Annotated in this window: 15 protein-coding genes and 2 pseudogenes; 14 read left to right on the top strand and 3 right to left on the bottom strand. The window is 34.0% G+C overall.

Annotation, left to right across the window (positions count from 1 at the left end; genetic code table 11):
* Positions 1–21: 21 nt before the first annotated feature.
* Both BWZ22_RS16575 and BWZ22_RS03980 read right to left on the bottom strand, forming a co-directional pair.
* The gene (locus BWZ22_RS16575) at positions 22–210 is read right to left on the bottom strand and encodes a hypothetical protein (protein WP_157607902.1); all 189 of its coding nucleotides are present in this window, start codon (positions 208–210) and stop codon (positions 22–24) included.
* A 71-nt stretch (positions 211–281) separates the two neighbouring features.
* A pseudogene (locus tag BWZ22_RS03980) lies at positions 282–407 on the bottom strand (ATP-binding protein); the annotation flags it as partial.
* Here BWZ22_RS03980 and mobC point away from each other — a divergent pair.
* The 10 genes and pseudogenes from mobC to BWZ22_RS03920 all read left to right on the top strand — a co-directional run.
* Positions 408–2030 (top strand): annotated as a pseudogene (gene mobC / locus BWZ22_RS03975) (conjugal transfer protein MobC); the annotation flags it as partial.
* Between the two features lie 151 nt (positions 2031–2181).
* A complete protein-coding gene (locus BWZ22_RS03970; RefSeq protein WP_076698147.1) occupies positions 2182–3024 on the top strand; it encodes an AraC family transcriptional regulator in 843 nt (280 codons plus the stop codon).
* 84 nt (positions 3025–3108) lie between these two features.
* Complete coding sequence (locus BWZ22_RS03965; RefSeq protein ID WP_076698145.1) at positions 3109–4431, top strand: TolC family protein; 1323 nt, start codon at positions 3109–3111, stop codon at positions 4429–4431.
* Positions 4432–4476: 45 nt separating this feature from the next.
* Complete coding sequence (locus tag BWZ22_RS03960) at positions 4477–5619, top strand: HlyD family secretion protein (protein ID WP_076698144.1); 1143 nt, start codon at positions 4477–4479, stop codon at positions 5617–5619.
* A 7-nt stretch (positions 5620–5626) separates the two neighbouring features.
* Positions 5627–7177, top strand: coding sequence for a hypothetical protein (locus BWZ22_RS03955; RefSeq protein WP_076698142.1), 1551 nt, complete (start codon positions 5627–5629; stop codon positions 7175–7177).
* A 67-nt stretch (positions 7178–7244) separates the two neighbouring features.
* On the top strand, positions 7245–7994 hold the full coding sequence (locus tag BWZ22_RS03950; RefSeq protein ID WP_076698141.1) for an SDR family NAD(P)-dependent oxidoreductase: 750 nt from the start codon (positions 7245–7247) through the stop codon (positions 7992–7994).
* A 437-nt stretch (positions 7995–8431) separates the two neighbouring features.
* Complete coding sequence (locus BWZ22_RS03945) at positions 8432–9211, top strand: lipopolysaccharide kinase InaA family protein (protein ID WP_076698139.1); 780 nt, start codon at positions 8432–8434, stop codon at positions 9209–9211.
* Positions 9212–9233: 22 nt separating this feature from the next.
* Entirely contained in the window at positions 9234–11477 is a 2244-nt protein-coding gene (locus BWZ22_RS03940) for a patatin-like phospholipase family protein (RefSeq protein ID WP_076698138.1), read from the top strand.
* Positions 11478–11568: 91 nt separating this feature from the next.
* Positions 11569–12423: a universal stress protein gene (locus BWZ22_RS03935; protein WP_198027643.1), complete on the top strand. Its 855-nt coding sequence runs from the start codon at positions 11569–11571 to the stop codon at positions 12421–12423.
* Between the two features lie 444 nt (positions 12424–12867).
* On the top strand, positions 12868–13200 hold the full coding sequence (locus BWZ22_RS03920; protein WP_076698133.1) for a hypothetical protein: 333 nt from the start codon (positions 12868–12870) through the stop codon (positions 13198–13200).
* A gap of 212 nt (positions 13201–13412) precedes the next feature.
* Here the strand turns inward: BWZ22_RS03920 and BWZ22_RS17055 are convergent, their stop codons facing one another.
* Complete coding sequence (locus BWZ22_RS17055) at positions 13413–13613, bottom strand: hypothetical protein (protein ID WP_371326821.1); 201 nt, start codon at positions 13611–13613, stop codon at positions 13413–13415.
* A 563-nt stretch (positions 13614–14176) separates the two neighbouring features.
* Between BWZ22_RS17055 and BWZ22_RS03910 the strand changes: the two genes are divergently transcribed.
* From BWZ22_RS03910 to BWZ22_RS03895, 4 genes are all read left to right on the top strand, one after another.
* Positions 14177–15433 (top strand): site-specific integrase, encoded by a 1257-nt coding sequence (locus BWZ22_RS03910; RefSeq protein WP_076702264.1) that lies wholly within the window; start codon positions 14177–14179, stop codon positions 15431–15433.
* A gap of 120 nt (positions 15434–15553) precedes the next feature.
* Positions 15554–16240, top strand: a complete 687-nt coding sequence (locus BWZ22_RS03905) for a response regulator transcription factor (protein WP_076698130.1) — start codon at positions 15554–15556, stop codon at positions 16238–16240.
* On the top strand, positions 16237–17520 hold the full coding sequence (locus BWZ22_RS03900) for a HAMP domain-containing sensor histidine kinase (RefSeq protein ID WP_076698129.1): 1284 nt from the start codon (positions 16237–16239) through the stop codon (positions 17518–17520). Before BWZ22_RS03905 ends, BWZ22_RS03900 begins: the two co-directional genes overlap by 4 nt.
* Before the next feature lie 66 nt (positions 17521–17586).
* Complete coding sequence (locus BWZ22_RS03895) at positions 17587–20001, top strand: TonB-dependent receptor domain-containing protein (RefSeq protein WP_076698127.1); 2415 nt, start codon at positions 17587–17589, stop codon at positions 19999–20001.
* Positions 20002–20009 lie beyond the last annotated feature (8 nt).

The following is a 20009-nucleotide window of genomic DNA, read 5'->3' as shown; positions in this document are numbered from 1 at the left end:
GAATTCTTAAGATTAAAATTACTAATGTGGGCATCCCCAATTCATACACGTCATCGTTTCATCAGGACCTGTGGTACAACCACAATTAGAATTTTGACCAAGCAAACAAGTGTCGGCTGACGTACAATTTTGAAAAGAGTCATATCCTCCATATCCTCCCACAATAGATTTAGCTTGTAGATTGGTGGATAGGGCGGACAAACTGAGCATAGCGCGGCGGGTCAAACTGAGCATAGTAAACTAAGTGCTCAAAATCGATTCATTTGTGGTTAAATTTAGTGTTATTTTTTTAATTTTTTACGCATCGACTCTCCTTTAATATCGATACGGTGAGCTGTGTGAACAAGCCGATCCAAAATAGCGTCAGCAATAGTTTGTTCTCCTATCATTTTATGCCACGCTTCCACACTATGGGGTTAGGTTATATTGCTTTGATGATGGCTGGTGTTTGGATAAGCAGGCTACTGAAAAATAACCTCATGGATGATGTTTTCAATATGGAGAACGAAAGTTTTATGCAGGAAACCAAATTGATGGAAAATGAATATTCTGTCAATCTTCCGACCAAATTTTGGTACAATAAAAAACAGCACAATGGTTGGATTAATATCGTTAATCCTTTCAGGGCAACGATCGTGTTAGGTACTCCTGGATCAGGTAAATCGTATGCGATAGTCAACAACTATATCAAACAACAAATTGAAAAAGGTTTTTCGATGTATATCTACGATTTTAAGTTTGACGACCTATCTACTATTGCTTATAATCATTTGTTGAAACATAAGGATAAATACGAAATACAGCCCAAATTCTACGTCATCAACTTTGATGACCCTAGAAAGAGCCACCGTTGCAATCCACTCAATCCTGATTTCATGACGGATATATCCGATGCTTACGAAGCAGCGTATACCATTATGTTGAATCTGAACCGTTCGTGGATACAGAAGCAAGGAGATTTCTTTGTAGAATCTCCAATTATTCTGTTGGCTGCCATTATCTGGTATTTGAAAATCTATGATAACGGTAAGTATTGTACGTTTCCGCACGCCATTGAGTTGTTAAATAAAAAGTACTCGGACGTATTTACAATTCTTACTTCTTATTCAGAACTTGAAAACTATCTTTCTCCGTTTATGGATGCCTGGCAAGGTGGCGCACAAGACCAATTACAGGGGCAAATTGCATCCGCTAAAATTCCATTGTCAAGAATGATATCACCACAATTGTACTGGGTTATGACAGGCGACGATTTCTCTTTGGATATCAATAATCCCAAGGAGCCTAAGATATTGTGTGTTGGAAACAATCCCGATCGTCAAAATATTTACTCCGCAGCATTAGGCTTATACAATTCAAGAATTGTAAAGCTTATCAACAAAAAAGGACAACTCAAAAGTTCGGTTATTATCGATGAGTTACCTACGATCTATTTTAGAGGATTAGATAATCTGATAGCCACTGCCCGAAGCAATAAGGTAGCGGTTTGTTTGGGCTTTCAGGATTACTCTCAATTGATACGGGATTACGGTGACAAAGAAGCCAAGGTTATCCAGAATACAGTCGGTAATATTTTCTCAGGTCAGGTTGTTGGCGAAACCGCTAAAAGTCTATCTGAACGTTTCGGAAAAGTATTACAAAAACGACAAAGTATGACGATCAATCGCAACGATAAATCAACTTCTATTTCTACTCAGTTGGATAGCCTAATTCCTGCTTCTAAAATATCAACTTTAACACAAGGTATGTTTGTAGGTGCTGTTTCGGATAACTTTGATGAACGCATCGAACAGAAGATATTTCATGCTGAAATTGTAGTAGCTAATGATGCCGTTGCTGCCGAAACGAAAGCCTATCAACAAATACCACAAATCTTATCCTTTGTTGATGAACAGGGTGATGACCAAATGAAACAGGAAATAGAGTCTAATTACAAGCAGATAAAAGTAGATATTATTCAGATTATTGAAACGGAATTGGAGCGTATCAAGAATGACCCAAACTTACAGCATTTGGTACAACAGGAGTAATAACCCCAAAAACAGTGATGAAGAATTATATAATATAGTAAATCAACTTACAAAATGTTTAATTTATCTATTATACAATAATCCATGTTGTTCAAAAAGTCTTTTATAAATCTTTATCTTTGAAAGAATAGCACAAAAGTCGGTATTAGAAATGCTTAAAATATTTGATGAAAGAGTCTTAGTTGAAAAAGTAGTTGAAGGAGAACTCATTCGGCCTTCACAGTCTTGCGTTGTTTTCATCCAAAAGGGTAGTATTGAGCTTGAAGTGAACAGTGTACGTACGACTTACCAGAGTTCAGCATTAGTTTTGTTTTCTCCGATGAAAATGTACAAGCTCATTCATTGCTCAGAACACCTCAAGGCATACTTTGTTCTGTACAACCAGGAAGTACTAAAAGAACGAATCAATGTAAGTTTTAATAAATTTTCCGTTATTCAACTTATGAATATGGAGCAGAGCAAAGATGCATATTCGCTATCTAAAGAGGCATTCAGCCACTTTTGGAACACCACCGAGCAGCTATATTTTTATTTAAAAAATCCTAACTGTTCAAAATTTAACGAGGAAATTGTTGTTCATAGTTTTACCGTAATCGCTTATATGTTCGTGGATACCATGATGAAAAGTAGCCCACTGAATACAGAGCATAACACCAGAAAAGAAGCTATTGCCATAAGCTTTATAGATCTTGTATCCACTCATTTCACCAAAGAAAGAGAATTGAAGTTTTATGCGGATAAACTATTTATATCCATTAAATACTTGTCTATTTGTGTTAAAGAAGTTACAGGAACTTCACCTCGTATCCTCATTGCAAATACGCTTCTAGATGAGGCAAAGCTCATGTTGATTAATTCAGGGCTGAATATTTCCACCATAGCCGATCACTTGAGTTTTTCCGATCAGTATGCGTTTGGGAAGTTTTTCAAGAGACATACTGGGTTAAGCCCTCGGAGCTTTAGAAAGGATATTGCTTCAACACATACCATTTAGACCTCTTTTCCTGTTTTTCAGACCTTTTAAAACGCTACGATTCTTCTGAGCTTTGCAGCGTACAATTTAAAAGCGTAGAATACAATGAAAAAGAACCCATTCAGTTATCTATTATGGATATTCTGTTTATTTTTTTCGGGCTCCTTAGTTTATGCCCAAGAACCCGTGCAGAAAAAGATCACCATTGAGAATCTTTTTTTGCTGGTCGTCGAAAATAACCCGTCACTATCCGTCTCCAAAACAGATGTTAAGGTTGCAGAACAGGCCGTTAAGGTCTCCAAAGATATGCGACTCCCTGATGTTAATTTTAATGCAAGCGCCTTATATATTGGTGATGGTACTATTCTGGACAAAGATTTCTCCAATGCTACAAAAGTAGAACTGCCCCACTTCGGAAACACGTTTTCCATAGAAGCTACGCAATTGATTTGGAAAGGAAATGTCGTGCGTAATACGATTCAAATAAAATCACTCCAAGAAGATTTGGCAACTCTCAGTTATCTCTCTAATGAGCAAAATGTCAAACTACTTGCCTTAGGATACTATTTGGACTTATATAAGCTGCAAAATCAGGCAAGTGTTTATCGTGAAAATATAGAACTCGCAGAACAACGCATACGGAATATCAACCGTTTCTATGACCAAGGAATGGTAACCCGAAACGATGTAATACGAGGCGAGTTGCAGATATCCAATTTAAATCTCGCTTTACAGGTTATCGAGAATAATATGCAAATTTTAAACAGGCAGCTAACGGTAGCTTTGGGGTTACCCGAAGAAACACAAATCATAGCCGATGATTCTGTTTCAAGCGAACACCCAGAAATCCTTCTCTTGGAGAGGTATCAGAACGATGCGCAAAACCACCCCTCCGTTTTACGGACCCAAAAGGCAGTAGAAATTTTTGAAACTTCCGAAAAGATAACCAAAACAGAACGGATGCCGGCTTTGGTCGCTTTTGCAGGAAATACGTTGCAACGGCCTATTACTACTACATCGCCCGTTTTGGATATGTACTCCCATGGATGGAATGTGGGCTTGTCACTTAATTTTAATATCGGATCATTATACAAAACTTCTAAAAAAATACAGCTAAACAATTACGAAACGGAAAGAGCAAAAGCCCAAGCAAAAGAAGTGGAGCAAATGGTAGGGATTGGAATAAATACGGCTTATGTCAAATACAATGAAGCGATTACTCAAAATAAAACCATTGAAAAGAATCGAGAATTAGCGGATGAAAATTATCGGATAATGGAAAGCAAATACAATAACCAACTGGCAATTTTGTTGGATATGATAGATGCAAGTAATGCGAAGTTAGATGCAGAGTTACAACATACAAACTCTGAAATAAACATTGTTTTCGCCTACTACAGACTATTAAAAGAGAGCGGGAAGCTGTAGTTCTCTTATTTGTTTTTTTTTTAACCTATTTAGAAATTATAAGTCATGTCACAAGATAAAACAGAACAACAACAAACCGAGAAGATAGCAAAGAACTCAAAAAAACCAAACAAAGGAAATAAGGGAGTTAAAGGAAGGGTTATCAGTATGATTGTATTGGTATTGGTCTTGGTGGGTTTATATTGGGTAATAAAGTCCTATTTCAATATCGGAAATAATCGTTACACCAATGCTGCCCAAATAGAGTCTTTTATCAATCCAGTAAACACACGCGTTTCGGCATATATAAAAGAAATAAGGTTCGTAGAACATCAATACGTTAAAAAAGGGGATACGCTCGTTATTCTGGATGACCGAGAAATACAGACACAGTTGGGACAAGCTGAGTCGGTCTATCTCGCAGCTTTAGCATCAAGAAATGTTACAGCGAATGCTTCAAAAACAGCATTTAATAATATTAGTACCGCACAGTCAAACGTGACGGCCGCCGAAGCGAATATGGAATCGGCAAAGGCAAGGTTGTGGAATGCAGAACAGAATTATGAGCGATTTAAAAATTTGTTGATAGATGAAGCCATTACACGCCAGCAATTTGATCAGGTAAAAACGGAATACGATGCCAGTAAGGCTCAGCTAGAAGCCATTACTTCCCAATATCACGCTATGCGAAATACAAAGGGAACCAGTGAGTTGACTGCCAATGAAGTTCAATCTCGAATAGGAATGAACGATGCTGAAATACAACGTGCCGAAAATGCGCTTGCCATGGCAAAGCTAAATCTTTCCTATACGGTAATCACTGCGCCACATGATGGGATAATGGGTAGAAGGAGCATCAATATCGGTCAATTACTGAATTCCAGTCAGCAGGTTGCAACAATTGTGGATATCAACAGTATCTGGGTTACCGCCAATTATCGTGAAAAACAAATGAAGAATGTTGTAATCGATGGTTTGGTGAGGATAAAAGTTGATGCTTTGGGAGGACAAGAATTTGAAGGAAGAGTAACTGCTGTATCAGGAGCTACAGGCGCTAGATATGCAGCTATTCCTGTGGATAATTCAACGGGGAATTTTGTAAAAGTACAACAGCGAATACCTGTACGAATTGAGTTTACAGACAATAATAAGGCTGATGATTTGAAATCACTACGAGTAGGAATGAACGTTGAAGTAACCCTAAAATAGCAAAACTATGTACAATAAAGGTCCGTTTGCAGATTGGGTTCCTAAACCGCTGATGCTACTGCTCATTATTATTTTTCTGTTTCCGTTATTGGCGGTGATGGGGGTTTATAGTAGTAATACGACGGATATAGCAGGTGCCTTGGCAACCTATTCGGAATACATTTCGCTGGCAAACAACGCTACCACTATCGGTATGGCAATCGCTGTTACAATTGCCTTACGTATAAAGATGTATTTCCGTTCAAAAGAAATAATTGCAGGTTCTGCCATTGTATTGGCATTTCTATCTTATATGATTGGAGTGACGGACAATCCCTTGGTCGTAGTTGCAGGGAGCTTTTTTATAGGCTTCTTTAAAATGTTTCCCATTATTGAGATGATATTGCCCGTAATGTTTATCCTATCGCCTTCGGGGGACAAGGGAAGATTCTACGCGATATTTTACCCTTTGTCGATATGCATCGGGCAATTATCATCTTATTTAATGTCCGACCTTATTTTTAACAGTAATTGGCAGGCTCCTTATTTCATCATGTCCATATTGATGCTTGTGATTGCTGCCCTGTCATTAATCTTCCAGCACAATCAGCGTTTTTGTTTTAAAATGCCCTTATATCAGATTGACTGGCTATCTCTGGGGCTGTTGGCTGTTTCTGCCATGGCCTTTAATGTAGGGCTTACCTTTATGCGTCAGCAAGGCTGGTTCAGTTCACCTTTGATTATGGGTTCCTTGCTAATGGGGATACTCTTTCTACTAGCAACAATTTTAAGGCAAAAAACACGTAAGCGGAAATTGATAAAATTTGATTTTATCGTAAAAAGAGTAAACATCTGGCACAGTCTGATTCTACTTATGATTTTAGGTGTTTTTTTGGCTAGCTCAAGCATTTTTATTCAATATACAGTGGGGGTTTTAGGTTATAACAACCTCATAAATTCAAAATTGAATCTGTGGATGCTCCCCGGTATCGTGATTGCTGGAGTTTATGCATTTTATAGTTTTAAAAACAAGTGGAATTTAAGGTACTTTTTGGCCTCGGGTTTTGTTGCATTCTTTCTGCATACCCTAATGCTGTATCTACTTATCCAACCACAGATGAACATAGAATACCTATACATTCCAATGGTGTTGAAAGGTCTGGGAATGGGTATCCTCTTTATCGGAATCTGGTTTTATGCCTCGTTAAATCTAGAGATGAACGATTTGCTTGGTATTATCGGTATTCTACTTATGGTTCGGACTTTTGTCGCAACCGCTTTTGGTGGAGCTATCATTGGTTGGGCAACTTATCAGAGCCAATGGCAGAGCTTAAACGATATTTCGATGTACTTAGATCTGGGAGATTTTACAAATGGAATGAGCATATATGGAACAGTCCAGATCAATGCAATGCTAGCCTCTTTGAAAATCGTCTTAGGATCTTTGTGCTGGGTTATTATTCCGATACTCACTTTTGTACTAACACACCATTACGGACAATTCAATTATAGAAGATTGATCTTGTTCAGAAAGGCAATAAGAGGAGATTCAACTAAAGGGTATAAGTTTTCTGATTAAGGAAAAAGTTCTTAGAAAAAAAGCATATAAATAATTTCATATAATAATTAATTAAAAAAACAATATCATGGAACGTTTAAAAGGAAAAATTGCAATAATTACAGGAGCATCGCAAGGAATGGGAGAATCTCATGCAAGAGCATTTGTTGCTGAGGGAGCAAAAGTCGTATTGACAGACCTTAACGAAGCGCGTGGCAATGCTATTGCTGAGGAATTAGGGTTAGACAATTCGCTGTTTATAAAACAAGATGTAAGCAAAGTTGAAGACTGGAAAAATGTTATTGAACAAGCTGAACTTAAGTTTGGACCGGTGAATGTTTTGGTAAATAATGCTGGTATTTTGGGACCTATAGCCAATGCGATAGAACTGGATGAAGAGCAGTATCAAAAAGTAATCGAAGTTAATCAAGACAGCGTTTATTATGGCATGAAATATACTTTGCCATCTATGATAAAGGCTGGTATTGGTTCTATCGTTAATATCTCATCCATTGCAGGTATAGTGGCCATTTATGGTTATCCGAGTTTGGCTTATATGGGAAGCAAATTTGCTGTTAGAGGAATGACAAAGGCAGTTGCGGTTGAATTTGCAAATAAAAATATACGTGCAAATTCCGTTCATCCAGGATTCATTAAAACTCCAATGATGGCTGATGCTACCGACGAAGGCGGAGGAAGTGCAACACAATTTATTCCATTGGGTCGATTAGCTGAGACTTCGGAGGTAAGCAATCTGGTTGTATTTCTGGCATCTGATGAATCTTCCTACCTAACAGGGACAGAGCAAATCATTGATGGAGGAATGAGTATCCAATAGTAATTAACGTTAGGAATGAAAGTCACTATTGAGAGTGAGATGGATTTCCTAGTAGTCACATCTGTCCGCCAATCAGGTAGAGATTGAAGCTCATTTGTGTAGCGGGAAGGGATTACTTATTTTAAAAACTAAAGAATTGGTTGATCATAGCTTTAATATCTTAAAGCTATGATTGCATTTTTAAGCAAGTCTAAAACGGTAAGTTCTTGCCTTTATTTCTATAGGCCATCTAAGAATGGTAAGACTTTTTCGGCTAAAGAAACTGAAAAGCTTTTCGCGAAAAATTACTAAAAGAACTTAAAGAAAAAATCGAAGAACTGCATAATGAATACAAGTTGACCTAACACATTATCTTCAGACAACGGGGAGATAAATTTTATGATTTTATCACAAAGAAGATGCTGTTATAAATTTAATAATGGAAAAATTGATGAGAAATGAAGAGAAAGATGAAAATCCATTTAGATTACTTACATCTAAATGGATTTATTACAGATACTATTGACAATTTTACTACGCAAGGAGATATTATTCAAAACCATAGAAATGAAATTAAGATTTTTGAATACGGAAAGTATAAATTTGTTGTAAAATCTTTTAAAAAGATTACCATAGCTAATAGAATTATTTACAAATTTTTTAGAAAATCTAAAGCCAGACGCTCGTATGAAAATGCCCTTAAATTATTGGAACTTAAAATAGGCACACCTTTTCCTGTTGCTTATATAGATGAGAGTTCTGTATTATATTTAAAGAATTCTTATTTTATAAGCTGTTTTTTGGAACATGAAACCGCCGATAAATACTTAACCGATAGTCCTGATGTGCCATTTTTAGAAGCTATGGGAGCGTTTTTATTTCGTCTTCATAAAAAAGAAGTATTTCATTATGATCTACACACATCTAATATATTAACGATAGATGACCATAAAGGGAATTTTGATTTCAGCCTGGTTGATATCAATCGATTAAAGTTTGAAAAGCCAACTAAAAAAAGAAGAATTAAGAATTTGAATCGGCTCTTTCTGCCTTTTGATCAATATTCAATTCTTATCTCAAAATATGCAGAAATGGCTGAGTTCGATGTTTTTTCATTTGCTCACAAACAATTATATCAGAGAAAAAAACATCAGGTTTTTATACAAATAAAAAGCCTGTTTAAAGATTTATATAAAAAAAATGTGGCACCTGCAATAAGTAGGAATACGCAAAAATAAGCTATCGACTAAACTTTTACGAATGAAAAACTATTTCCTATTTCTTTTATGCCTCGTTGGTACTATTGCTTTTTCCCAAGAAAAAGAACGTCCCAAAATTGGGCTTTCCCTGAGCGGTGGCGGCGCCAAAGGGCTTGCTCATATAGGATTGTTACAGGCTATTGATTCTGCCGGAATTAAAGTGGATTATGTTACCGGAACGAGTATGGGCGCTATTGTTGGCGGACTTTATGCTGTAGGTTATAGCGGAAAAGAAATAGAGGACATTGCGCACAAAATAGATTGGGATAAAATACTCACAAATAGATCATCTTATGATTTGCTGATACTCCCAAAGAAAAATAACATGGGAAAATATCTTGAAATCCCTTTGATAGATGGGAAAATATCTTTCCGAAAAGGAGCTTTGGAATCAAATGAACTTTGGTTGACGCTCAACGAATTGTTTTTTCCTTACCTGACAACCTCCGATTTTAGTAAATTCCAAAAAGGATTTCGCTGTGTTGCGGCAGACATTGAGAATGGAGATGCTGTGGTTCTTAAAAATGGTAATATCGTTAAAGCTATTCGTGCAAGTATGGCAATTCCCGTTGCTTTTACACCTGTCGAAATTGATAAAAAAACACTTATTGACGGCGGTATCGCGATGAATTTTCCGGTGTCAGAAGTCAAGGATATGGGCGCAGATTTTGTTATAGGCAGCTCTGTTTCGGGTATTTTATTGCAAAGAAAAGATATCGATAATCCATTTCAAATGATTTCACAACTTGCATTCTATAAGGAGAATAAAGATTTTCAGCAACAAGTAAAATCTACTGATATTTTTGTTGATTATCCTATTGAAAAATACAAGGCCTCTAGTTTTTCATCCTCAAATGAGATCATTACTCTAGGAATAAAGAGAGGAAAGGAAATGTATCCGCAATTGAAGCAATTGAAGGATTCTCTTGATGCAATATATGGCAAAGAACCCGTACACATTGAGAAGCGTAAAATGACAAATGAATTGTTTGTTTCAAAATTTCATGCCAACGGACTCAGTGAAAGAGAAGCCGATTTTTTTATGAATATGATGGGTTTTGAAGATAATAAAAGTTATTCTTCGGATGTATTCTCCGATAAGATCAGGGAAGTTTTTGGGTCGGGGAATTTCAGAAAAATAAATTATGAGGTTGTACCAAACAATGAAAGTGACAGTATAACGGTAAATATTAATTTTGAAAAGGAACCTCAGAATCTTATTAAAACGGGGTTGAATTATAATTCAGAGCGAGGGATTGCATTGATACTTGGTTATACGGTATTGGGGTATTCTAATCCATTTTCTGAAACCTCTGCTGAAATTGCGATTGGTGAAAATCCACAGTTTAATATCCGCAATCATTATTTCTTTAATAACAAAAGAAACTGGTATCTGGAATCTACTGTAAAAGCAGAATATACAGACATATCCGTATATAATGAGAATCTTAAAAAATCAGGTCTATATAATCAAAAACATTTTTCATTTGAGGTAAAAGCCAACAAGCTTATTACGGGCAATTTTACGGCAGGAATAGGTTCTCGGTATGAATATCTAAAATATTCACCCGAGATAGAAACATTCCCAAGGGTTTATGGGAAAATTAATTTCCTTACCGGATTCGTTGATTTGCATTTTAATAACTTAAATAGTCCTTCCTATCCAAACAGTGGTAATATTATTGACTTTGAAGCCGGCGTAAACTATAATCAACACCCTGATTTTAAGTATGATGATGGGAATTCAGCAACGCCACAATCTTCTCCCTTATTCAGTAAAAAAGCATATTATTCCATAAAATATTATTCAGCTCACTATTTGCCTGTTAATAAACATTCCCTATTTTTTAAATTACATTCGGGTATGCATTTTGGAAATAAGCAACCTTTTCTCAACGATTTTATTGTCGGAGGCAACGATTTGGTAATACGGAATCAGATCTTATTTCCTGGTTTTCGTACTAATTCCATTTTTAGCTCAAGCGTGATTGCTCCACAAGTAGGATTACATTATTCCGTTACCAAAAAACTTGTTGTAACAGCTACATCAAGCTTTCTGAAATACGATTTTATTAAATCTAATATTATCATAGATGAGAATCACGGGAACAGTTCCGTTTGGGGTGTCGCTTTAGCCGCGGGTTATAGATCCTTTATTGGACCATTAGAAGCTATTTTTATGTATAACGACATTAATAATAATATTTCGCCAAGTTTTAATATAGGCTATTCTTTGAATTTTTAAACGACACACACTTGTTTATAGTTTGATGGAAATAAAAACAACAATATTACTAGTTAACAAAATGTCATTAAGCACTTTAAAAAGTTACAAAATGAAAATAACGAAAAAAATACTATTCCCTACGGACTTTTCTATTGTTGCAGAAAATGCTTTTATATATGCATTATCACTTGGAGAGCAGATAAAAGCTGAAATTCAAATAGTCCATATAGTACCTATTTTTGAGTCTGGAGAAGCAGAGAATATTCAAGTACATCCATTTATGAAAACGGCAAATCAACATCTAGAAATTTGCAAATTAGAAGAATTCAAAAAGGAACAGGAAAGATTAGAACAGCTTGTCTCCATATTACATAAAGAGCATATACATCTTAAATTCTCCTTTTTGAAAGGAGAATTCTTGGATGTGATTGCTGATTTAATTGAATGTCAATATGTTGACATGGTTGTTATGGGGACATCTGGAGCAAATACGATTGACGAAAAGTTATTTGGTTCCAATACGATGAATATTATCACCAATACTGAGATTCCCGTTATGGTAATCCCTTCAAAAGCAAAATTCACTTCTATAAGTAATTACTGTATGGCAGTTATGTTGGAGCCAGAAGAAATATTCACTATTAGACAAATAGCTAACTATTTGTCCTTATTAGAACTTCCGATGAGTTGTGTAAACATTGTTTCATCCCCTCAAATGTTACTCATTGCAGAACGTAAAAGGCAAGAGTGGATGCAGAACGTAAATTATTCGAATGTAACAGTTGATATCATTATTAACAATGACGTAAGCAAAGGGTTACTGGGCTACGCTCGGGATAACGAAATAGATCTATTGGGCATTCTACATCGGAATTTGCCTATAACAAAAAGACTTTTCAGTATCAATCATAGCAAACTATTTTTGAAGCAATCCCAGACTGCTCTTTTAATATATAATATATGAAGATGACCAGATACGTTTATCTGTTTGATACAGATGTACCTGACTTACTTTGTTTTGGTGAAATTGCATCCGATATTCTAAATTCAAGTCCGGGATCAGGATGTGAGTTCAATGTGCAAACTAAGCTACTTAAAGTAAAAAATACGGAGTTATTGATAAACGAGATCAAACAGATTTTTGAACGTTACCAAGTAAATTATAATCTGCTAGATAATAAGTGAATGGATAAATTATATAAAGAAAAATTATCGAAATTGGAAACTTCAATCAACGAATTGGAAATTCAAGTTGATTGTCCCATAAAACGGATAGAGACTATAATATTGATTAAGTAATGTAAATTTTAGAGGAGTATTAGATTCTTGTTTTTTCGATGGATATGATGTTTACCATTCTAACTTTATAAGTTTAAATAGGTATTCTAGAACTAAGCAAAAGAATAAAATGTTGGAAGTTGATTTTAATGAAGCTACCTTGAAGGGGGGTTCCTTCAGATATGGAATAAGTTTAGAACATTGTCTTTTTCCTAATGGCCCTTTATATATATTTATAAAAAACCCTAAGGAAACCTTTGAGAGAGCAATAAAAAAGATTGAAGGCACTTGGGCTATAGAAGATAAAGACTTAGCAATTCGTTATATTAAAGCTGTCTATTATACCAATACTGATAAAGACCCTGAAAATGTATTTATGGATAAACATATTTTTCTGGAGGAAGATGGAGAGGAATTTGCTAATGCATTTTTTAAAGTTATAAATGAAGCAAATGCAGTATAGACTTAAAGTTAATTAGCGTTGTTATTCCCGAACTCATTTTAAAATAACCTGCCCCCATATCAGGAAGGTTTTAAATATGGGTTGGTTATTGTTTTATATAAGGAGTAACCTTAATGAAAATGATTATTTGTAAAGACGAATGTGGTCAGATACCCATATTGTTCATGCTTTATAAGCATAGTTTACAGTAAGTATTTCTGTTTTGGGCTATCCTAACTACTGTCCTTGAGCTTTAAATTTATTAGAGTAGGAGCTAAAATCGATAGAAGAGTTATTAAAAACTTCAAAAGCGTGTTTTCGTTTAAGTTTAGCTGTGGGCGTTGATTGTTGTATGTATCGATAGCATGACTAAGTACTGCTTCAAGCTTAGTTAGGGAATTAATATGTTTGGGGTACAGAAATTGGTGTTTCATCACTTTATTAAAAGCCTCAATCATAGAATTAGAAAACAACACATCTTGTTGTGCTATTTTATGTTGAAGGTTTCAATTGGAGGCCTTTCAATATTAGATATAGTTCAGTGCTCTAAAAATAATTTATATGTTTTTAAATATAAAATTTTAATGGATAATTTACTTAAAATTGAGTTGAAGTAGTCTTAATTCTAGTATTTTGACTAAATTTGATGAGTGAATGTCTCAAACTCAATTGGCTATGTCCTATAGAGTGTCCTAGTTGAAAATAGTGATTATAAACTTTTGGAATACAGTGGTTTGGGTTTTTTTTCAGAATCCTGCCACCCCGACTAAAATTAATACCAAAGAAAACTAAAACCTTGTAAATTGTGTGATTTACAAGGTTTTATGGTTTTTAGACTATCATAAGAATTGAATTAATATAGTTTAATTCGGTTAACAATTCGGTTAACAGTTAGCAAAGTAAAAAAGTGTTAACCGAATAGATGCTTAAAATGCTGTAATTGAAATAGTTGATTTGACTTTCGTCTCGATGAATGTTTAACAAAAAGACGACAACTATGCAATCACAAACCACCTTTAGGTTATCATTTTGGGTAAGTGCTACACGTAAAATTAATAACCAAGTTTCTGTTTATGCTAGAATAACAGTTAATGGTAAACGAGCAAATATCAGTTTGCAACGAAAAGTAATTGTATCTGAATGGGATTCCAATAAAGGAAGAGCAAGAGGGAACAAACAAGAATCAAGACTACTCAACAGGTATTTAGACCTGGTTAAAAATAGAATTCACGAAGCTCATGACGAACTTGTAAAAGAAAAAGCTTTTATCTGTGCACAATCTATAAAAGCTCGTTTTTTAGGAGAAGATAACGAAGAGTACTCTTTGCTAACGCTAGTAGACTATCACAACACCCAAATGAGTGAATCTTTAAGTTATGGAACTTTAAAGAATTATTTCACGACTCAAAAGTATATCAAACTATTTCTTACCAAAAAGAAAATACAAGACATCTATTTATCTCAATTAACATATCTTTTTTTAGTGGATTTTGAAAAATTCTTACGCTCATATGTTCCAGAAGACCATCAGAAGAAAATGGAAAACAATACTGTTATGAAACATATTCAACGACTTCGTAAAATGGTAACATTAGCTTATAAAATGGAATGGATAGATAAAGATCCCTTCATAAAATTCAAACCAACGTATATCAAAAATGAACGTGAGTTTTTAAGTGAGGATGAATTGCAATCTATTATCGAAAAAGAATTTGAAATAGAAAGACTAGAGCTCGTTAAGGATTTGTTTGTTTTTAGTTGCTATTCTGGTTTATCATACATTGATGTCATGAACCTCAACGAAGATAATATTACGTTTGGTATTGATGGTGGCAAATGGATAATCACCAATAGACAAAAAACACATAACAAAGTAAAAATTCCATTACTTCCAATTGCTGAAGAATTAATAGAGAAATATAAAGACCATATTAAAACCAAGAAAACGAAAACCTTATTCCCTAATATTTCAAATCAAAAGCTCAACTCATATTTAAAAGAAATTGCGGATTTATGCAAAATCAAAAAGAATCTAACTTTTCATATAGCTCGTCACACTTTCGCAACTACCATAACTTTAAGCAATGGTGTGCCCATAGAAACAGTGTCAAAATTACTTGGCCATTCAAAAATTGCAACTACCCAAATATATGCTAGAGTAATTGAACGTAAAGTTAGTGAGGATATGCAATTGCTCAGAAAGAAACTTTATGCGGAAAATAATAATAATAATGGAAACCAAGAAATTTCATGAGGATCAATTACGTTAGTCTTGTTTTTTAAGTAAGAAATCCATTAACTTTGAGGATTATAAAAATTTTATAAAATGTAGCTTTTCAAAAGAGCAGCTGTTTAAATTAACACCATTTTTCAAATGAAAGTTCTCTTAATTGAAGATAATTATGATTTAGCTGAAAGTATTGAAAAATATCTTTCTGCCGAAGGCTACATTTGTGAAACTGCATATACCGTTGAAAAGGCTATTGAGAAGATAGAGCTTTATGAATATGACTGTATATTACTAGATATATCTCTTCCAGATGGTAATGGTTTTTCTATTTTAGAATCATTAAAAAAGAACCATAAGCAAGATGGGGTAATAATTATTTCGGCCAAAGATTCTCTAGATGATAGATTAAAAGGTCTTGTAATTGGAGCTGATGATTATCTGGTTAAACCATTTCATTTGGCAGAATTGTCAATGCGAATTATGGCAGTTGTTCGCAGACGAAAATTTAACGGAAATAATCTACTTAATTTGGGAGGGATTAGTGTTAATCTTATAGAAAAAACTATTTTTTTTAATAAAAGACCAGTTGAAAGATTGTCCCCAAAAGAATATGAACTTCTTCTGTTTTTTATGTCGGCACCCAAAAGGGTTTTAACCAAAAGTACTATTGCAGAACATTTAATGGGAGACCATGCCGATATGTTTGATAATTTCGATGTTATTTATGCACATATTAAAAATTTGAAGAAAAAACTCAAAGAGGCTGGGTGCATTGGTTACATCAAAACAATTTATGGGATGGGCTATAAATTTGAAGCAGAACAGTCATGAAACTCTTACATAAAACCTTAAAATTATATCTAGTTTTTTCAGTCATTATTTTTTTTATAAATGTTCCCGTATTTTACTTTCTAGTACAAGATTTATGGATTTCGGATGTTGATGATACTTTAATTTATCAAAAAGAAAATATCATTAACGGAATTGAAGGGAAAGATATGGATAGTATATCCATCGTTCGATTTTCTGAAGCTTTATCAAAAACGGGTGCCGGTATTTCCATCACTCAAATTTCAGGAAATCATCTACCAAAAGATTTCATTTATTATAATAACTTTTATGAAATTTCAAGGCAACATGTCGAACCTTATAGAGAGTTGAAGTCTATAGTTGAGGCGAACAATAATTGGTATAAAATTATAATTAGAAAGGATTTGGTTGAGAGCGAAGACTTAATCCAAGGCATTGTTTTTGTGCAAATTATTCTTTTTCTAATATTCTTAACGGGAATGTTATTGTTGAATAATTACTTCTCAAAAAAAACATGGAAGCCTTTTTATTTTATTGTTTCAAAATTACAATCTTACAAGATTGATAGTGTACAACCTATAGAAACAGTGCCTTCAGATATAGAAGAGTTTAATACGCTTAACGATTCTCTTCAAAAACTAACAGAGAACAATATTCAGATTTTTAGGGCACAAAAAGAGTTTACCGAAAATGCGTCCCATGAAACACAAACCCCTTTGGCAGTCATAAAAAATCAAATAGATTTATTAGTACAGGATAAACAAATAAGTGAAAATCAATCTGAAATAATCAATAAAATTAGTAAACATGTCAATCTTTTAACAAAGTTGAACAGGAATTTATTAATGCTCTCTAAAATTGAGAACAATCAATTTGATAAAAAAGATTCCGTAATAGTGCCAGATATTATTGATGATATTTATGATATGTTTAAAGAGCATATTGATTTAAAAAAGATTCATGTTGTTTCTGAAATTTCCAACATAAAGTCTATAGTGTCAAATAAACAATTGATACAGTCACTCATTATTAACTTAATGGGAAATGCCATAAAATATAATATTGAAGGAGGTACAATAAAAATAGTTCTAAAAGATAGGTCGCTTAGTTTTACAAATACCGGTATAAATATTTCTTTGCAAAAAGATAAGGTGTTTGAGCGCTTTTATAAACAATCCCAACAAATAGAAAGTGTTGGGTTGGGATTGGCAATTGTAAAACAGATTTGTGATACTTTGGGGTATAAAATATCTTATCAATTTACCCTTCCCAACAAGCACACTTTCATTGTTTTGTTTTAAACGGCATTCTAAATGTTTTCAGAATTGAAATTTATGTTTGTAGAGTTCAATTCAAAACAATAAATAATGAAATTTTATTTTACACTTGCTATTACGTTAATCTTAACCATTCAATCTTATGCTCAAGGCAATGCCGTTATATCAGGGAGAGTAATAGAGTTATCAACAAAAAATCCGATTCCTTATGCTAACATTCTTATAACCAACGATAGCGATGCTACGGTAACGGGTTCAATAACAGGTGAAAACGGTAGGTTTTCAATAAAAGGTTTAACAGAAGGGGATTATAAAGTCAAAATATCATTTATTGGTTATAAAGAAAAAGAAATTCCTGTTTTGGTAGGTAGTTTAAATAATGCGTTTGACCTTGGGAAAATTGAATTGAAAGAGTCTTCAGAAAACCTAAGCGAGGTTGTAATTACAGCAAAAAAAGACATAGTAAGTTCAAGTCTGGACAAAAAAAGTTTCAACATTGAAAATAACATTTCACAGGCAGGAGGTTCTGCCATGGATGCTATGAGAAACCTGCCTGGTGTTACCGTAGATACAGAAGGTAAAATATTGCTAAGGGGAAGTGATAAAGTAACCGTGCTAATTGATGGGAAACAATCTAGTCTTACCGGTTTTGGAAACCAAAAGGGGCTTGATAATATTCCCGCTTCAAATATTGAAAGAATAGAAATTATTAACAACCCATCTGCAAAATATGATTCTAGAGGTTTGGCAGGAATTGTGAATATTATTTACAAAAAAGAAAATAAAAATGGGTTTAACGGAAATGTAGGGTTGAATTTTGGTGTTGGAGAATTAAATATCAGAAAAGCGAATCTTCCCAACATCATGGATAAATATGCGTTTACTCCAAAAATAAACCCATCTTTTAACCTAAACTATCACTCAAAAAATGTGAATTTATTTTTGCAGACAGATGGTATTGTTAGAAAAAGAGTTAATAGTAATGAATTTATAACACGTATTTATTCAAACGGAAACCCTAATATTAGGTCTCAGTTTTTAGAAAATAGAACGCAAGAACTGTACAATATAAAAGCAGGCGTTGACTGGTTTATTGATGACACTAATAAATTAACTTTGTACTCACTATTTCAAGATGAATATCATATTGATAGAGGTGATGTTCCTTATGATTTTATTTTAGATGGCAGTAGGAAACGTTTGTGGTCATGGGCAGAAGATGAAAATACACGCTTTATAAATTACGTTGCAAATTTCGCCCATAATTTTAAACAAGCAGGACATACTTTAGATGTGGGACTTTTGTATACCAAAGGAGGTGAAGATGAATTATTCCCATTTACAGATACAAGTGATACAGGAAATTCAACAGACGAAACACATTTATTGGTAGATGAAATTGTCACAGGTTTAAATGTAGATTATGTTAAACCATTAAGGTCTGGTAGAATAGAATTGGGGTCAAAAGTAGAAATTCGAAAAATCCCTATTTCTTATAAGATAAATCCTGGAACAAATTCGGTTTTAGATCCAAATTTAGGAGAATGGTCAGAATATAACCAAGATGTTTACGCCTTATATGCCAACTTAATACATGAAGGGGAAAAGCTAGATATTGAAGGCGGTTTTAGAGTGGAACAAACTACAATAAATTATGATATTGACCCGGCCAACATTTATTACTCCAAAAATGATGCTTACAATTATTTTAAATTTTTCCCAAATGTTAGGCTAACCTTAAAAGCAGATAAAAATAATAAAATTTCAGCTTTTTATAACCGTAGAATTGATCGCCCTGGAGAATTTGAATTGCGACCATTCCCAAAATATGACGACCCCGAAATTTTAAAAACAGGTAATCCGTATTTAAGACCTCAATTTACTCAAACTTTTGAGTTGGCCTACAAGACCAAATGGAGGGAGGGCTCTGTTTACCTCGCTGGATTTTACCGTTCAATAGAAGATATTTTTGAACGTATTTTTACAAATGACGATACAACATCTGGTACCATTATTAATTCAATCCCTCAAAATTTAGGTAAAGGTTCTAATTTAGGATTTGAGATAACACTTGAGCAAACGGTTACAAATAATTGGGATATCAATGGTAGTTTTAACTGGTATACCAATAAAATAAATGCTTTTTCGGGAACAAGTATTTATCCATCCCCACAACCTTTCTATTTTGATGAAAGTAAAAGTAACACTTGGAATTTTAAGTTGAATAATAATGTAACATTGCCTTATAAAATAGATTTTCAATTATCGACTGTCTATTATGCGCCTAATATTATTCCACAAGGAAAAGTAAAAGAGCGCTATTCGGTGGATTTTGGACTAAAGAAAAACGTTCTAAAGGACAAGGGAGAAATTAAATTATCTGCCACAGATTTATTGAACACTTTTGGAATAAAAAAATCAATAATTGGGGATGGTTTTAATTTAACATCAACAAACTATTATGAGACACAAGTTATTACTTTGGGGGTGAAATATAAATTTTAGCGAAACGC

Source organism: Seonamhaeicola sp. S2-3, from assembly GCF_001971785.1.
Taxonomy (GTDB): Bacteria; Bacteroidota; Bacteroidia; order Flavobacteriales; family Flavobacteriaceae; genus Seonamhaeicola.
The sequence above is the reverse complement of the archived record's forward strand: the minus strand, read 5'-3'. Positions and strand labels throughout refer to the sequence as shown.

Excerpts from the sequence above, each read along its gene's own strand:
- BWZ22_RS03935 (WP_198027643.1), top strand. The coding sequence starts at position 11,569 with ATGAAAATAACGAAAAAAATACTATTCCCTACGGACTTTTCTATTGTT.
- BWZ22_RS03955 (WP_076698142.1), top strand. The coding sequence starts at position 5,627 with ATGTACAATAAAGGTCCGTTTGCAGATTGGGTTCCTAAACCGCTGATG.
- BWZ22_RS03900 (WP_076698129.1), top strand. The coding sequence starts at position 16,237 with ATGAAACTCTTACATAAAACCTTAAAATTATATCTAGTTTTTTCAGTC.
- BWZ22_RS03895 (WP_076698127.1), top strand. The coding sequence starts at position 17,587 with ATGAAATTTTATTTTACACTTGCTATTACGTTAATCTTAACCATTCAA.
- BWZ22_RS03970 (WP_076698147.1), top strand. The coding sequence starts at position 2,182 with ATGCTTAAAATATTTGATGAAAGAGTCTTAGTTGAAAAAGTAGTTGAA.
- BWZ22_RS16575 (WP_157607902.1), bottom strand. The coding sequence starts at position 210 with ATGCTCAGTTTGTCCGCCCTATCCACCAATCTACAAGCTAAATCTATT.
- BWZ22_RS03940 (WP_076698138.1), top strand. The coding sequence starts at position 9,234 with ATGAAAAACTATTTCCTATTTCTTTTATGCCTCGTTGGTACTATTGCT.
- BWZ22_RS03965 (WP_076698145.1), top strand. The coding sequence starts at position 3,109 with ATGAAAAAGAACCCATTCAGTTATCTATTATGGATATTCTGTTTATTT.
- BWZ22_RS03920 (WP_076698133.1), top strand. The coding sequence starts at position 12,868 with ATGTTGGAAGTTGATTTTAATGAAGCTACCTTGAAGGGGGGTTCCTTC.
- BWZ22_RS03905 (WP_076698130.1), top strand. The coding sequence starts at position 15,554 with ATGAAAGTTCTCTTAATTGAAGATAATTATGATTTAGCTGAAAGTATT.
- BWZ22_RS03960 (WP_076698144.1), top strand. The coding sequence starts at position 4,477 with ATGTCACAAGATAAAACAGAACAACAACAAACCGAGAAGATAGCAAAG.
- BWZ22_RS03910 (WP_076702264.1), top strand. The coding sequence starts at position 14,177 with ATGCAATCACAAACCACCTTTAGGTTATCATTTTGGGTAAGTGCTACA.
- BWZ22_RS17055 (WP_371326821.1), bottom strand. The coding sequence starts at position 13,613 with ATGAAACACCAATTTCTGTACCCCAAACATATTAATTCCCTAACTAAG.
- BWZ22_RS03950 (WP_076698141.1), top strand. The coding sequence starts at position 7,245 with ATGGAACGTTTAAAAGGAAAAATTGCAATAATTACAGGAGCATCGCAA.
- BWZ22_RS03945 (WP_076698139.1), top strand. The coding sequence starts at position 8,432 with ATGAAGAGAAAGATGAAAATCCATTTAGATTACTTACATCTAAATGGA.